We start from the raw sequence: 15,590 nt of genomic DNA, 5'->3' as shown, positions 1-15,590 counted from the left end.
TTTCAGTTTTGTTTTAAGAGGGCGCAAGATACAATTTTTAATAAAAATTTATCATACAAAATTTGCGTTCAAAAACAGCTATTGCTGCGAAAGGTTTTGATTAACCAACAATTTAGCTTTAGTATTGGAAACCGTCCAGGGGGAGAATTTTTCATTGGTAATAAGGCCGTCGCCATTGATTACATTACCATCAGCCGTGGTAATTACTACCGGCTTCGAAGAATATACTCTATGCGTAGCCTGGTCATAAATCAGCTCGTCAGATTTAAACACATCGCCTTTCTGGCTGGTGGCTACTACGTTTTTATATAGTTCGATATGCTTGCCTTTGTCGCGGCTGATAGCCGAATCGGCTACGATATTGCTGGTAGGATGCAGGGCTTCATCATAAAATGTTCCCTTTACGCCTTTCGGCATCAGGGAATATGGCTTCTTTACCGCATAATCCAGCATCAACGGGGTTTCGAGGTGCATTTTTACATGGGCCGAATCGCTGTACAGAATATCCACACCTTTAGTTTCACTAACCGACTTGCTGCCTTCCTGGGCCGAAATACGCTGTAATTGTTTAGTATCATTTTCACATGCACTTACAAGCAGGCCGGCGAGCAGGATGATTACCCATTTTATATCAGCATACAGCCTTTGCATCTCAGCTATTAATCAAACCTGTATTTCACAAACCACACATCATTGAGGGTGAAGCTGAGGTGCAAATTGATAAACTTTTCCTTTATCAGATTATTCTGCAAGGTACCGCGCTGCCCCAGTTCTGCTGAGAAGTTGATTTTGTAAAAGGCGTTGTTATTACGCGGCAGCGGAAAGCCTAATCCAAAGGTAGCTGCGTAAGCTTTAATATCTGTACCCAGCACATTCAGGTTGGTTTTGTCATACTTAAAACCCAGGCGATAGTCCATGCGGGCAAAGTAGTTGCGCAAAGCATCCACATTAGGTGTAATCTGACCGCCAACTCTAAAGCTTTCGCTATTGCGCAAACCCTGTGATACACCATCTATTGCATAATTTGACCACTTGCCGGTACTGTAATCGGCGCCAATTAAAAATTTACGGTCGTTTTGAAAGGATATACCAAAATGCTGTATAAGCGGTAAAGTTAACTTGGCGTTCTGCCCCTTAATATTTGTCAACGTATCCAGCGCCACGTTCTCGTTGCCTGTAGCATCATTAAGGTACTGGCTGGCTACATAAGTTTCCTTAGAGTTTAATTTGGTACTACCCGAAGCAGAATATCCAAACGTTAGATGCCTCACATCACCAAAATCAACAGAATATTGCGCGCCATAATCATAATTAACTCCACCAATCGCGCGGCTTTCTTCGGCACGGCTGTTGATAGCGCTGGTAATGGTAGGAAATTCAATACTGCTGAAATTGTGCAGGTTACCAAAAATATAAGATACATTAGCACCTAACTTCAGGTGTTTACCAATACCAAAGCCATAACCTAAATAGGCCTTACTTAAACCGCCATCACCATAATACACCGTATTAAAGGCGGTATCTGTAATCCCCGCTGTTCCGGTAGATTTGCGGGAAGTAGCATTGGTATAATTATACCCCACTTCGCTGTAAGGCGTTAAACCAAAGCTAAGGCCGGAATGCTTGCTTACCGGTGCGCCAAAAGCAAAATGACTCAACCTGAAATTGGAGTTAGACTGATTACCGCTCACCCCGTTCTGACTTAAAAACTGATTATTGCTGTTTACACCAATTTCAAAAACCGTAAAACGGCCGAATGCACTGTAAGAGGCCGGGTTAAGCGGGTTAATTGTGCTATAACCGCCAATTTGATTAGTAGCTGCCCCAATACCCCCCATACCACGATTGATGGGCAGTACCTGATCATTCAGCAACCCCACGCCATAGCGCGAGTAGGGCGAACTATTGGTAGCTGTACTTTGTGCAGCAGCACCCAGCGCGATGCCGGTAAATAAAAAAACAAGTAAAAGTCTGGTATAATTAATCATTATAATCTTGTATCGCTGCGTTTAATCCTTTTAAAACTAAATAGGGCTCGTGCACAATTGAGCCGGCAAAGATGCTATTTTTCAGCACGCTATCAAAAAAAATACTATCGCCGCCGCTTAGCAGCACAGTAAGCTGCCCGCCGGCTTTCTCCTGAAAGGCACTGATGAATCCTTCCAGTTCGTATTGAATTCCGTTTTGTACGCCGGTGCGTATGGCAGTTGTGGTATCGGTTCCAAAGGCTGCCTGCTGGCCTGCATTGGCAGCAACCAACGGCAAAGCTGCCGTATATTGCTGCAGGGCCTTGAAACGCATTTCCAGTCCCGGCGAAATACTGCCGCCATAGTAATTACAGTTGGCATCTATCCAATCATAGGTGATACAAGTGCCGCCGTCAATCACCAGTACATTTTGGGTGGGATATAATTTGCTGGCGCCTATCACGACAGCAAGGCGGTCCAAACCCAATGTTTCGGGTGTGCCATAATGGTTTTGTATGCCGGCCGCCATCTGCCGGTTGAACACTACTACCGGTATTGCAGGCTGTAATACCTGCCTCCAGCCGTCAACCGCTATTTTTACCGACGATATGATAATGCGGTCTACCTGGTAAGCCTCTACCCAGGCATTCAGTTCGGCAGTAGTTAAACTTTCAAACCGGGCCGTATGCAGCAATTCATTTTCATTGAATACGGCCAGCTTGGTGTGGGTGTTGCCTGCATCGGCCACCAGGTTGATCATTATTGCTTATGCCTGTATGATAGACAGCATAGACTCAAAAATACCAAGCCCGTCCTGGTTGCCCAGCAGTGCATCGGCAGCCCGCTCCGGGTGGGGCATCATACCAAACACGTTGCGCCCGGCATTACATACCCCGGCAATGTTTTCGGCGGAGCCGTTATGATTGGCTTCTGTAGTAATGTTACCGGCCTCGTCGCAATAGCGGAATAATATCTGATCGTTATCATTCAGTTCTTTCAGCGTATCCGTATCGGCAAAGTAATTTCCCTCGCCGTGGGCCACCGGTATCTTCAGCGCCTGCTCGGTATCCAGCTGCGAGGTAAGCAGCGAGTTGTTGGTTTGCGGCCGCAGGTAGATGTTTTTGCAGATAAATTTACGGTGCTTGTTGTGCAGTAAAGCACCGGGTACCAAGCCTGCCTCTGCCAGTATCTGGAACCCGTTGCAGATGCCGAACACATACCCCCCCCTGGCTGCAAATTGAATTACCTCGGTCATAACAGGCGAAAAGCGGGCTATTGCTCCGGAGCGCAGGTAATCGCCAAACGAGAAGCCGCCTGGCAGGATAACGGCATCCACGCCCTGCAAATCATGGTCTTTGTGCCACAGGCGCACCACCTGCTGGTGCAGGATGGTTTCGAGCACATAGATAATGTCCTCGTCGCAATTGGAGCCCGGAAAGATTACTACACCAAATTTCATATTACAAAACTAATATAAGCCCTTCAACCTCAACGAATGCAAAAGTTAAAAAGTGTTAAACTGAAAATAAATTATAGCGCCTACCAAAATCACGTACAGCGACTCGTATACCCACTTTTTATTCGCATACAAAAAGTAATAGGAAAAGAAAGTAGCCACCGGCACCGTACATAATACAAAATGGCTCAGCCTGAATTGCTCTTTCACATAAAAAGACAAGCCGCCAATTAAAAATACAAAGAACAGCAACTGAAACACTTTACGGATGAGCACATAGCTGCGGAAAAAATTCTCCTGCAGTTTGAAGCTGCCTAAAACCAGGATGACGATTACCGGTACCAGCACCAGGTAATCATAATAATCTATTTTGATGCGGTTAGGAAATGGGGTACTTAGCGGCAGCCAAATCTTGTAAAAGCTGCCCAGCCGGTTATTAAGATAGTAAAACACGCCTAAAAAGAAGAATACGGTGGCAAAGCCGATAATGCTGGCCATATAGTCGCGCCAGTCGAACGGGCGAAAAATGCCAATGGCAATCCATACGCCAATAATGAGATAAATAAAAGGGAAATACACAAGGCTTCCGGTTGCTACCAGCAAGCCCATATCATAACTAATGGATTTGGCATCTTCTGCCTTATAAAGCACAATAAACTTGAACAGGAGCCAGATAAGCAAAAAATTAGCAATAAGCGGCGGGCTTAAAATCAGAAACTGTGTAAACAAGCTGGTTACCGTAACGTACATTAGCGCCGGCAGAAAGGTAGGCTTGCCTAACAAGTTGTAGGCATTAATCATGTAATTGAGCAGTACAGCCTGCACAAATACAACCAGGCCTGCCACCAGCATATTGGCACCAGGCGATAAAAAGTTATGATAATTTACTGGAATAACACTCTGCACATAGGGTTCCAGTAATACAAAACGGGTTTGGTCGGGCAGTTGGAAAGCGTAACCTACCCGCATTACAAACAGCAGCAGCGCCAGCCAAATGAGTGTTAAAGGATTATAGGTACGGAAGATACCGATCATAGCAAATTACAAGGCGCAAATATGCTTAAAAAAGCCTTTATGCCCAAACCGCTTGGGACCGGGCGTACTGCTTTACCAGTTTATCTACAATGGCAGCCGTTTCATCAGGAAAGTCGACCTGTATCTGTTTATCATCTTCAATCCAGCGGTTAAGATGATTAGCAAAGTAAGGGTTAATTTCCTCAACAACCGGTACACCCATGCGCGAAGCGGCCAGCGCATTACACTGCTGTTCATACTGGCCCTTCATGGGTATCATTAGTACTTTTTTTTGCAGGTACAGCGCTTCAGCCGGGCCTTCAAAGCCACCGCCGGTAAGTAAACCCTCGCAATTAGCCATACTGGTGTTAAAACCTTCGTTACTGATAGGTAACACTTGAACATTGCCGGTTTGGTACGGCGTTTTTTGCCGCTTGGAAAACACCTGCCACTGCACACTTTTCACCTGGCTTAAATACCGGATTAGTGTTTTATCATCGTAGGCAGGCAGGTAAACGGTATAATGCCCTAAATTTTGAGGTTGTAACCGGCGGATATCACTGCGGATAACCGGAGTATGAATAAAATCAGCGTACCGCTCAAAATGGAAACCTACGTGGTAGGTAGTGGGCGAATAATAGTCGAACAGCCATTCGGCATAGTTCCACTTGTTGGGGCGCGGTGTTTTGGGCGACACAAAGGAACACTGGTGACTTAAGGAAACCGAAGGCAGCTTTTGCACCCTGCAAGCCCAGGCACTTACCGGCTCAAAATCGTTAATAATGAGGTCATATTGCTTTAGCGGCAGGCTGTGCACATCCTTCCACAGCTGCGGCAGGTTCATGAGCTTATAGGTGGCCCATTTATCTACGCCGCCCCGCTTGCCGAACACAAAGCTGAAGCCGTGCTTCTGGTACTTGAGCGGGTGTGGCAAAGATACTTCAGCTTCGGTGCCGCTTACCAGCAAATCCAGTTCACCGTACTGCTGCAGCAGGGGTACTATTTCGCGCGCCCGGCTGATGTGGCCGTTGCCCGTACCCTGTATAGCGAACAGTATTTTCATAAGCGGTAAATTGCGGGAGCAATTTAGTGAAGAAAAACAGGATATCGATTATATGCTGATTAGGATTTATTTCCGAACAGATAAAGCAGGTGTTACGCCCGGCAATCTCATCAAGTACATTGGAAAATAATCCAACCGGTTACAACTATACAACAACATCAAATACCTTCTTCCTTAAACTTTTCCAGCAGCACTTTTACATCCAGTTTGCTGTCTAAATCCTCATCGGCAGCAGGTTCTTCCTCAGTAACGGCTTCAAAGTCTTCGGGGCAATATTTGAATATTTTCCAGCCGCCCTGATGATACTCCAATGCGGTAAGGCTTTCCACCCAATCGCCCGAATTGAGGTAAAGCACCTGCCCCTGCTGCCCTTCACCGGTCATGTTACGTATTTCGGCATGATGGATATGACCGCAGATTACATAGTCGTACCGCTTGGCTACCGCCAGATCGGCGGCGGTTTGCTCAAAGTGGTTAATGAATTTTACGGCCTCTTTTACCCTGCCTTTAATTTTTTGCGAAAAGCTAAGCTTAGGTCTGCCCAACATAATGAGCACCCAGTTTACCATACGGTTCAGGATAATCAGCGCATCGTAGCCTACTGCGCCCATTTTAGCCAGCCATTTAGAGTGTTGCATAGTTACATCAAACACATCACCATGAAATATCCACGCCTTTTTGCCGTCAATATCCAGCAGCAATTTGTTGAGCAACCGGAAAGCACCCAAATTGAAATCGGCAAACTTGCGCAGCATTTCGTCGTGGTTGCCAGTGAGGTAATATACCGGGATGCCTTCGGTTACAAATTTGAGCAGGCGGCGCACCACCTTCATGTGCGCTCCGGGCCAGTAGGATTTGCTGAATTGCCAGATATCGATGATATCCCCGTTCAGGATAACGGTTTTAGGCTTGATACTTTTGAGGTATTGCAGCAGTTCTTTGGCGTGGCAACCATAAGTTCCTAAATGAACGTCGGAAATCACCACAATATCTACTTCGCGTTTGGCCATGCAGCTGTGGTTTCCAATAACTTGTATATCAGATAATCGCTAAATATCATCTTCGCGTTCTTTTATATTAAAATCATACGAACCTAAGCAGAAAGCCCCAAGCAGTATGATGGTTATAAAAAGACAAAGCAATTCGGCACCCATACCTCATGGTATCTGTTTACTACCAAATATAATTGGCGCTTATTAAATCGACATTAAGATATAGTTAAATATTGACTATAAACCATTTACACTATATAATTGATAGTCAATATTCCTATGATTGAAAGAACAGCAGTATAAGAAATAAGTCTCAGTATGCCTCTATAACGCGCTGCCTGTTAACCATCAAATACTTAAGCGTCAATATTACACAACGCCTTTTATTTCTAAGAGACTGTCTAAAAACGGTATTTGAACATTTATAAAGGGGAAAAGAGCTGTCCGCAGGTGTGGTTAAGAAGTACTAATTTTGAATAACGACAAACCCAATTAGTATGACAACCTACCCGAGTAACCTAACGGACAGCCAGTGGCAATATATTGCAAAGTTTTTAGATGTGCAACGCCGCAGGAAGCATGCTTTGCGCGAGGTAATGAATGCGATACTGTACCTGATTAAATCCGGCTGCCAGTGGCGGATGCTGCCTTCGGACTTTCCCAACTGGAAGATCGTTTACTATTACTTTTCGGTCTGGAACAAAAACGGCTTGTTTGGACTCATGCAGGAAGCCCTGGTAGAAAAGACCAGAAAGCAAAGCGGCAGAAAAGAGCAGCCTACTACCGGCATTATGGATGCGCAGAGCGTTAAGGCTTCTTTAGTGAGCAGCCAAGAGCGCGGTTTTGATGCAGGTAAGCGGGTGATGGGTATCAAGCGGCACATCGTAACGGACACTTTAGGACTGGTGCTGGCGGTAGTTGTTCATAGTGCCTCAGTGCAGGATAGAGACGGCGCCCGGCTGGTGATGGAAAAGCTCAAGCAATACTGGCAAAGCATCCGTCTGCTTTTTGCCGATGGTGGTTACCGGGGGAAACTGGTAGACTGGGCTAAACAGCACTTTACGATAAGCTTGCAGATTATCAGGCGCGACAAACTGCATACCTTCAAGATACTGCCCAAGCGGTGGATCGTCGAACGTACCTTTGCCTGGATAGATGCTAACCGTAGAAGCGCAAAAAACTATGAACGCCTGACTCTAACCAGCCAGGCCATCGTCCAACTTGCCGCTATAAGAATTATGATTAACCGTTTTTAGACAGTCTCTAAGTATAGCTCTGTTTTTTACCAGTCAGGCGAGCGTCGCTGTTGATGGAAAAACAGTAACAGTTGCTTCATATCCGTTGGGTTGAAGCCCTAATATAATAAAAACAGCCGGCTCCTGAAGAAACCGGCTGTAAGAAATATAGAATGGCAGATAGTTCCAGGTTATTGAAAGCCAATCAGGTCAATGGTAAACACTAACACTGAATTGGCCGGTATGCTGCCCTGTGCATTATTGCCATAACCTAATCCTGAAGGAATAAGCAGCAGGATACGGCCTCCTTTATTAATGTGCGGTACACCATACTGCCAGCCTTTGATAAGGCCGGATAATGAATAGTTATTTAAACTGCCGCTATCAAATACAGTTCCGTTTAGCAGTTTACCGCTATAGTTTACACTTACAGTTGATGTGCTGGTAGGATAAGTGCCGGTACCCGCTGTAAGCACCTGATAGTATACACCTGATGCATCTTTGGTGGCATTAATATTATTGGCCGAAATGTAAGTCTGTATAGCCGCGTCATCAGCTACGGCCTGGGCGGCGGCATCAAATTTCTCTTCTTTATCTTTTTTGCAGGCTGATAGAGCGGTAACAAAAATAACAAGCAGCAATAAAATTTTCTTCATGGGGCTATAACGTTTAAACGGTGGTTTTAATATTCAACTCTTTCATCTGGGCATCGGCAATGGTAGATGGCGAATCAATCATCACATCGCGGCCCGAATTATTTTTGGGGAAGGCGATGACATCGCGGATAGAATCCAGCCCGGCGAAGATAGAGCAAAGGCGGTCAAATCCAAAGGCGATGCCGCCATGTGGCGGGGCGCCGTACTCAAAAGCATCCAGTAAAAAGCCAAACTGCTTTTGCGCTTCCTCGGCGGTAAAACCCAAATGCCTAAACATCAGCGACTGCACTTCACGGTTATGTATACGGATAGAGCCGCCGCCAATTTCGGTACCGTTGATCACCAAATCATAAGCGTTGGCACGTACCGCATCCGGGTCGGTATCCAGCATCGGGATATCTTCCGGTTTGGGCGAGGTAAACGGATGGTGCATGGCGTGGCGGCGCTGGGTTTCATCATCCCACTCCAGCAATGGGAAGTCAACAACCCAAAGCGGGGCAAAATCATCTTTCTTGCGCAAGCCCAAGCGACCGCCTATTTCCAGGCGCAGTTCATTCATCTGCTTGCGCACTTTGGCCTCAGGGCCGGCCAGCAATAGCATTAAATCGCCGGGTTCGGCATTAAAGGCAGCAGCCCATTGTTTTAGATCTTCCTCACTATAAAATTTATCTACAGATGATTTGATGCTGCCATCGGTGTTATAACGGGCATAAATTAAGCCGGTTGCGCCAATCTGCGGACGTTTCAGCCACTCTGTTAATTCATCTACCTGTTTGCGTGTATAAGCGGCGCAGCCTTTGGCGTTGATGCCTACCACCAGTTCAGCGTTATCGAATATGCCGAAGTTCTTGCCTTTTACCAAGTCGTTCATTTCTACAAACTGCATCCCGAAGCGCAGGTCAGGCTTATCAGAACCGTACAGGCGCATGGCATCGGCGTATTGCATGCGGGGGAAGCTGTCCAGCTCCAAACCTTTTACCTGCTTAAACAGGTGGCGGGTTAACCCTTCAAAAATGTTCAGAATATCTTCCTGGGTAACAAAGGACAGTTCACAGTCAATCTGGGTAAACTCCGGCTGGCGGTCGGCCCGTAAATCCTCATCGCGGAAGCATTTGACGATCTGAAAATAACGGTCGAAACCACTTACCATCAATAACTGCTTAAAGGTTTGCGGCGATTGCGGCAGGGCATAAAACTCACCTGGATTCATGCGGCTGGGCACCACGAAATCGCGTGCACCTTCGGGGGTGGATTTGATCAGCACCGGTGTTTCTACCTCGATAAAATCCTGCTCGCTCAGGTAGCGGCGCACTTCCTGGGCAATTTTGCTGCGCAGTATCAGCTGGTTGCGTAGCGGATTACGGCGTAAATCCAAATAACGGTACTTGGCCCGCAACTCCTCGCCCCCGTCGGTATCGTCCTCAATCAGGAAGGGCGGGATTTTAGATTCATTCAGTATGTTCAGTTCCTGCACGGCAATTTCAATTTCGCCGGTAGGGATTTTCAGGTTCTTGTTGAAACGCTCCAGTACCTTGCCGGTTACCTGTATTACAAACTCGCGACCCAGGCTGCGGCTTTTTTCGCGCAGCTGCGTATCGGTATCCTCATTCAGCACCAGTTGGGTAAGGCCGTAGCGGTCGCGCACATCAATAAAGGTGGTGCCGCCCAGATCGCGCGATTTTTGTACCCATCCGCACAAAACCACTTCCTGTCCTAAGTGGCTCATATTCAACTCGCCACAAGTATGTGTTCTTAACATTGCTGCTTAAAATTAGTAAAGTTTGCAAAAGTAGTATTTTTTGCGAGGGCAGTATAAGGTTAGTTGGATATTGCCGGTTGGCGCAACTGCCTGTTGATTATTCTGACCTGCGGCAGTACCGGTATAAGGAAAATAACTGGCCATTAAAAGACAAAAACAGCGCTAAAAAGTCGATAAAGTGCTAATAATTGTCAATTTTTACCTGCAATCGTCAGCAAAATACCTGCAGATTAGCAGCGGCAAAAGCGGTGTGAAGAATAGGAACCCAGCATTCAGGTGTTCACGTTCACGGTGGTGTGAACACCCGTGAACACCCGTGAACGCTGACAGACTTTTGTCAGCAGGAAACAGCAGGCGCTTTTTACAACTGCGGTTTAGCAGGCCCTGACTTTTTGCCTTTCCAATACTTGTGTTACAGCACGATGAACAATTAGCCGGAGGGATATGTTAAACTCAATACTATGATAGAACCAGCCAACGAACACGACAAGCCCTCACCATCAGACACCCCTACCGACCGCCCCAACGATAACGGCGGCAAAGCCGTAGTGCGCCCCGAAGATAAAGATTACAAAGGCGAACAGGCCGACTTTGGCGATGTAGCCAAACAGCACGAAACCGAAGAAGAACCGGTAAACCCTATCACCACGCCGCCCAATGAACCGGGCGCGGATGTAGGAAAGGTACAGCCTTAGCCCCCTCCGCCCCCTGAAGGGGGGAACTTTGATTGTCATTTCTACCGCAAGGGAAAATCTTCGGCATTTAATCACTCAGCTATACTAAGCGCGTCATTGCGAGGAACGAAGCAATCCCTGACTTACAGGGCCGCTCTGCAAATTGGGGATTGCTTCGTTCCTCGCAATGACGCGCGTTGCTTACAGCTACTTTTAAATAAGGCCTTTAAGGATAGCTTGATGGTTAAGTGCCGACATCTTCTGCCGCAGACTGACTGCCTGAAGAAGATTTCTCCCTACGGTCGAAATGACAGTTACTTTTGAATTTACAGCCATCTTTAACTCTCAGCTTCAACTCCCCCTTTAGGGGGCCGGGGGGCTACACTTTTGTGATGCCTGCCGAGTTAAACTGCAGGTCGTACAGCTTGCGGTAGTAGCCGTCTTCTATTTTCAGCAGTTCCTGGTGGCTGCCCACTTCCTTGATTTCGCCATGATCGAGCACAATGATCTTATCGGCGCTCTGGATGGTAGACAAGCGGTGGGCAATCACGATGGCGGTGCGGCCCTGCATCAGTTTATCAATGGCCTGCTGTATCAGTATTTCGGTTTCAGTATCTACCGATGAGGTGGCTTCATCTAATACCAATATGGCCGGATTATATACCAGCGCCCGTACAAAGGAAATCAATTGCGCCTGCCCTGCCGATAGCGTAGAGCCCCGCTCCATTACATTATACTGGTAGCCGCCGGGCAGCCGCTCAATAAAGGTATCGGCGCCTACACTTTTAGCGGCGGCCACAATCTGCTCCAAAGTAATGGCCGGATTGTTCAGGCTGATGTTGTTGGCAATGGTATCCGAGAACAGGAACACATCCTGTATTACGGTAGCAATCTGCGAACGCAAAAAGCCCAGTTCATAACCGTCAATCGGTACGCCGTCTATCTTTACTTCGCCCTTACCTACCTCATAAAACCGGTTCAGAATGTTAATGGTGGATGATTTACCGGCACCGGTAGCCCCCACCAGGGCCAGCGTTTCGCCGGGCTTTACCTGAAAGCTGATATCCTTAAGCACCCAATTGTCATCGTTATAGGCAAACCATACGTGGCTGAAATCGATTTCGCCGCGCAGAGTGGCCGGTGCCAGTGTGCCTTGGTTGGGCGCTTTTTCATCAGTATCTAAAACCTTAAAAATGCGGTCGGCCCCTACCATACCCATTTGCAGGGTATTGAATTTATCGGCCAGCTGGCGTATGGGCCTGAACAGCAGGTTGAGCAGGGTGATAAAAGCCACCACCACACCCGGCGTAATTCCTTTTTTAGAGGCGGTAATGGCCGAAATTTCATGGTCGCTCAAGATACGCTTGCAGCCGTACCACACCAGCAGCCCGATGGAGAGCGCCGAGAAAATTTCGACTACCGGGAAGAAAATAGAATAGTACCAGTTGGAGCGGATGTTGGCATCGCGGTACCGGCCGTTTACCGCCTGAAACTTGCGCATCTCCTGGTCTTCGCGGGCAAAGTACTGGATGATGCTGATGCCCGAAATATGCTCCTGCAAAAAGGTATTCAGCTGGGCTACATGCGTGCGCACATCCTGAAAGGAAGATTTAATGGCCTCCTTAAAAATATAAGTAGCCACCAGCAGGAAAGGGATTGGGGCAAGGGTAATGAGCGTAAGCTTCCAGTCTTGCACCAGCATGTAAATGACGATGGATACCACCAGCAGCATATCGCCGGCGATGGAGATCAGTCCTTCGGAAAAGATATCGGCGATGGTTTCCAGGTCAGATACCGTACGGGTGATGAGCATACCGATGGGGGTACGGTCGAAATATTTGAGCCGCAAACTGGTAACGTGCCGGAACACATCTACCCGCAGATCGCAGATGACCGACTGGCCCAGCGCATTGGTTAAATACGTTTGAAAGTATTGCGTAGCCGTTTGCACGGCGAGCAAAACTACCATGAGAATCACCATCAGCAGCAGGCCATTGTAGTTATTGCCCATAATGTAATGGTCCAGCGTGCGCTCAATCAGTATCGGCTGCGAAAGCGAAACCACGGCCAGAAATATGGTGAGGAATACCGCTATTACAAAGGTTTTGTTATAGGGCTTTACATAACGCATGATCCTGCCCAATATTTTCCAATCAATCGCCTTTCCGGTTACTTCTGCCATTTGCCCTTTATGCTGCCCAAACCGGCAACTATTTTAAATGAGGTGCAAATATACGTATGCAGTGCCGAAGCACCCAAACAAACCTGATGGGTAGGTACAAGTATTAAAGTGGTGGAAATTCAATTTCTATTGCGTTTTATCCCTCCCCCGGGAGGGCAGGGAGGGGTCTGTACGGCAGACAAGCCAGTAAACTCTTCCTTTTCGCTATACGCTTGTGTAATTGTTATTTCAAACCTTACTCCTGCATAAACCCCTCCCTGCCCTCCCGGGGGAGGGACTAACTGCTGGTAACTTAGCATTCGGTATTTTTAACATTATTTTCTGCCTGCGGTTGGTGTTTCACCATAAGTGTTCGGAAGATATGCTGAACTTGTTTCAGCATCCTACAGGACAGTATACCGCCTTGCATTACAGGGGTTTTACCTTTGAGTTAGTCTCTGCTGATGGGGTGCTGAAACAAGTTCAGCATGACAAGGAGGTGGTCATTCAGGCAAAAGTTAACACTGTACTCTGCTGCGTATTTGTATCGTACATCAGCACAATAATTAGCTCCTGTCAATGTTTTTCAGCTAATGCTTGTGCATCTTGCCAAGGTATTAATGGTGATTCAACCTTCCCTGTTATTTCGTTTGCCATATTTGTTTTATTAAAGGGACGTTTATCGAGATACGTTATTCGACTTTATATATATTTGAATTGCGTTAGTGAAAATGAAAAAGCCCGGCTATTATTTAAGAAGGAAAGTATTTGGTTGTCTAAGCAGCTTCGTTCTTTTTGTTGGCTTGATAATGGTTATGGCATATACTGGTGGTAAAAACATACAAAAGTTAACAGATAATGCTTGGATGTTATATGGAGGCATAACCGTTATCGTAATAAGCATAGTTGGAATTTGCTTGTTTCCAGTCACTAAATATGATAAGCGGTAAATTCGTTATTGCACACTGTTTCATAAAAGGGTCGTTTTTTGGCACTCTTTTACTTGTAAAAAACTCATGTAACGGATTTATATATTTTATAAATTGAAAAAAAAAATTCAATGAAAACAGAATGCAACGACAAAAAAGTTTACAACTCACCCGAAATTAAAGATTTGGGGGAAATTGGCCAGGTTACAGCTTCCAATACCTCCAGTACTAATACTACAACACCTGATACTGTAGCTAATGCTGTTTATTTCTACCAGTCCTGAAGTTTCTGCTGCAATTAATTGAGTGATTTCTGTGTTTTAGCCGCCCGCTAAAGGCGGCTTTTGTGTTGATAGTGGCATCGGCCTGCTTCTTCTTTGCACAGAAATTTTTCTGCCTGCGGTTGGTGTTTTCAACATAAATGTCCGGAAGATAAAAAATGCGGTCATGCCGAACTTGTTTCAGCATCCCGCAGGACCGTATACCGCCTTGCATTACACGGGCTATTTACCTTTGAGTTAGTCTCTGTTGATGGGGTGCTGAAACAAGTTCAGCATGACAAGGAAGTAGCCATTCAGGCTAAAAAAATCCTCAATGCTTGTGGTGAGAAACACCAACCGCAGGCAAAAAACCCTGAACCCTGTGCGGTAACTAAGACGATTAAAGTTAATCTTTCCACCATTCCAGCGGAAACTTGATTTGGCCGGCTGATTTCACGACCAGGTTGGGCTTATAGGCGTAAGTTTCCAGATCCTCTTCGTTTGCCATGCCCGAGAGCACCAATATGGTTTTGAACCCCATATAGATGCCCGCCTTGATGTCCGTCTCCATCGTATCGCCAACCACGGTGGTATCTTCGGGTGCAAGGCCCAGGTAGGCGCTTGCCGAGCGCATCATTACCGGGCTGGGCTTACCGATGACGAACGCTTCCCTGCCGGTTGCCTCCTCGATCATGGCTGCCGTGGCGCCGATGCCCAGGTTGTTCCAGCCTTTTTGCCTCGGAGAGGGGTCGCGGTTAGTGGCGATAAATTTTGCTCCTTCCAAAATCATCTCCACCGCCTGGTTCACCATTTGCAGGGTAAACTCATGCCCTTCGCCCAGGATAACGAAGTCGGGTTCCTTATCCACCAACCGGATGCCGGCGTTTTGCAGGCTTTTCAGCAGGCCGCCCTCCCCCAATACATAAGCGCTGCACTTCGGATACTGGTCTTCCAAAAAAGTGGCCGTGGCCATCGCGCTGGTGTAAATATGTTCCTCGGTAACTTCAATTCCCAGTTCGGCCAGCTTATTTACCGCATCGGCCCGGCTGCGCTGGCTGTTGTTGGAAAGAAAGGTAAAGGCGATATTCTTTTCGAGCAGTTGCTTCACAAACTGGTCGGCCCCCTCGATAAGTTCACTCTCGCGGTAAATCACCCCGTCCATATCAATCATTAAGCCCTGCTTTTTCATCATTTACCTTTGCCCCATACTACAACCGGGTTGCTGCTTTGTGTGAACAAGCAGGGTAAAATGGTAGCATGATGCGTATTTCAGCCTGCGGTTGGTGATAACATCACAGGTGTCCGGTAGATTTCTTCAAATTCAGACAACCGTCTCCGTGTCATGCTCAACTTATTTCAGCATCCCACCGGCAGAGCCAATATTAAGGTAACCACGCGGCCAGCGCAACGGTATACTTATCCTG

General features: G+C 46.8%; 15 protein-coding genes. 4 read left to right on the top strand and 11 right to left on the bottom strand.

Annotated features, from left to right (window positions below; translation table 11 throughout):
* Positions 1-78: 78 nt before the first annotated feature.
* The 7 genes from lptC to ACY652_RS11020 form a co-directional block, all read right to left on the bottom strand.
* Complete coding sequence (gene lptC / locus ACY652_RS11050; protein ID WP_462264431.1) at positions 79-651, bottom strand: LPS export ABC transporter periplasmic protein LptC; 573 nt, start codon at positions 649-651, stop codon at positions 79-81.
* Between the two features lie 8 nt (positions 652-659).
* Entirely contained in the window at positions 660-1,988 is a 1,329-nt protein-coding gene (locus tag ACY652_RS11045; RefSeq protein WP_462264430.1) for a hypothetical protein, read from the bottom strand.
* Entirely contained in the window at positions 1,981-2,727 is a 747-nt protein-coding gene (locus ACY652_RS11040) for a type III pantothenate kinase (RefSeq protein ID WP_462264429.1), read from the bottom strand. The genes ACY652_RS11045 and ACY652_RS11040 overlap by 8 nt, the downstream gene beginning before the upstream one ends.
* A gap of 6 nt (positions 2,728-2,733) precedes the next feature.
* A complete protein-coding gene (gene purQ / locus ACY652_RS11035) occupies positions 2,734-3,426 on the bottom strand; it encodes a phosphoribosylformylglycinamidine synthase subunit PurQ (protein WP_462264428.1) in 693 nt (230 codons plus the stop codon).
* A 45-nt stretch (positions 3,427-3,471) separates the two neighbouring features.
* Positions 3,472-4,458, bottom strand: a complete 987-nt coding sequence (locus tag ACY652_RS11030; RefSeq protein WP_462264427.1) for a DUF6427 family protein — start codon at positions 4,456-4,458, stop codon at positions 3,472-3,474.
* A gap of 37 nt (positions 4,459-4,495) precedes the next feature.
* Entirely contained in the window at positions 4,496-5,500 is a 1,005-nt protein-coding gene (locus ACY652_RS11025) for a glycosyltransferase family protein (protein ID WP_462264426.1), read from the bottom strand.
* Positions 5,501-5,658: 158 nt separating this feature from the next.
* Entirely contained in the window at positions 5,659-6,510 is an 852-nt protein-coding gene (locus ACY652_RS11020) for a UDP-2,3-diacylglucosamine diphosphatase (RefSeq protein WP_462264425.1), read from the bottom strand.
* A 479-nt stretch (positions 6,511-6,989) separates the two neighbouring features.
* Here ACY652_RS11020 and ACY652_RS11015 point away from each other — a divergent pair, with 479 nt between their 5' ends.
* Positions 6,990-7,748: an IS5 family transposase gene (locus ACY652_RS11015; RefSeq protein ID WP_462264424.1), complete on the top strand. Its 759-nt coding sequence runs from the start codon at positions 6,990-6,992 to the stop codon at positions 7,746-7,748.
* Positions 7,749-7,918: 170 nt separating this feature from the next.
* On the opposite strand, the gene ACY652_RS11010 is transcribed toward ACY652_RS11015, so the two are convergent.
* Positions 7,919-8,383, bottom strand: coding sequence for an FKBP-type peptidyl-prolyl cis-trans isomerase (locus ACY652_RS11010; protein WP_462264423.1), 465 nt, complete (start codon positions 8,381-8,383; stop codon positions 7,919-7,921).
* A gap of 13 nt (positions 8,384-8,396) precedes the next feature.
* On the bottom strand, positions 8,397-10,142 hold the full coding sequence (aspS, locus tag ACY652_RS11005; RefSeq protein ID WP_462264422.1) for an aspartate--tRNA ligase: 1,746 nt from the start codon (positions 10,140-10,142) through the stop codon (positions 8,397-8,399).
* Between the two features lie 461 nt (positions 10,143-10,603).
* Between aspS and ACY652_RS11000 the strand changes: the two genes are divergently transcribed.
* Positions 10,604-10,837, top strand: coding sequence for a hypothetical protein (locus ACY652_RS11000; RefSeq protein ID WP_462264421.1), 234 nt, complete (start codon positions 10,604-10,606; stop codon positions 10,835-10,837).
* Between the two features lie 358 nt (positions 10,838-11,195).
* On the opposite strand, the gene ACY652_RS10995 is transcribed toward ACY652_RS11000, so the two are convergent.
* Positions 11,196-12,998, bottom strand: a complete 1,803-nt coding sequence (locus ACY652_RS10995; protein ID WP_462264420.1) for an ABC transporter ATP-binding protein — start codon at positions 12,996-12,998, stop codon at positions 11,196-11,198.
* Positions 12,999-14,037: 1,039 nt separating this feature from the next.
* Here ACY652_RS10995 and ACY652_RS10990 point away from each other — a divergent pair.
* Together ACY652_RS10990 and ACY652_RS10985 are read left to right on the top strand one after the other, a co-directional pair.
* Positions 14,038-14,190, top strand: a complete 153-nt coding sequence (locus ACY652_RS10990) for a hypothetical protein (protein WP_462264419.1) — start codon at positions 14,038-14,040, stop codon at positions 14,188-14,190.
* 93 nt (positions 14,191-14,283) lie between these two features.
* Positions 14,284-14,604, top strand: a complete 321-nt coding sequence (locus ACY652_RS10985; RefSeq protein ID WP_462264418.1) for a hypothetical protein — start codon at positions 14,284-14,286, stop codon at positions 14,602-14,604.
* On the opposite strand, the gene ACY652_RS10980 is transcribed toward ACY652_RS10985, so the two are convergent.
* Positions 14,573-15,358: an HAD-IIA family hydrolase gene (locus ACY652_RS10980; RefSeq protein ID WP_462264417.1), complete on the bottom strand. Its 786-nt coding sequence runs from the start codon at positions 15,356-15,358 to the stop codon at positions 14,573-14,575. The genes ACY652_RS10985 and ACY652_RS10980 overlap by 32 nt on opposite strands.
* Positions 15,359-15,590: the final 232 nt, after the last annotated feature.

This window comes from Mucilaginibacter sp. (assembly GCF_965200995.1).
Classification (GTDB): Bacteria; Bacteroidota; Bacteroidia; order Sphingobacteriales; family Sphingobacteriaceae; genus Mucilaginibacter.
Note: the sequence above shows the minus strand (reverse complement) of the source record. Positions and strands in the feature narration are given on the sequence as shown.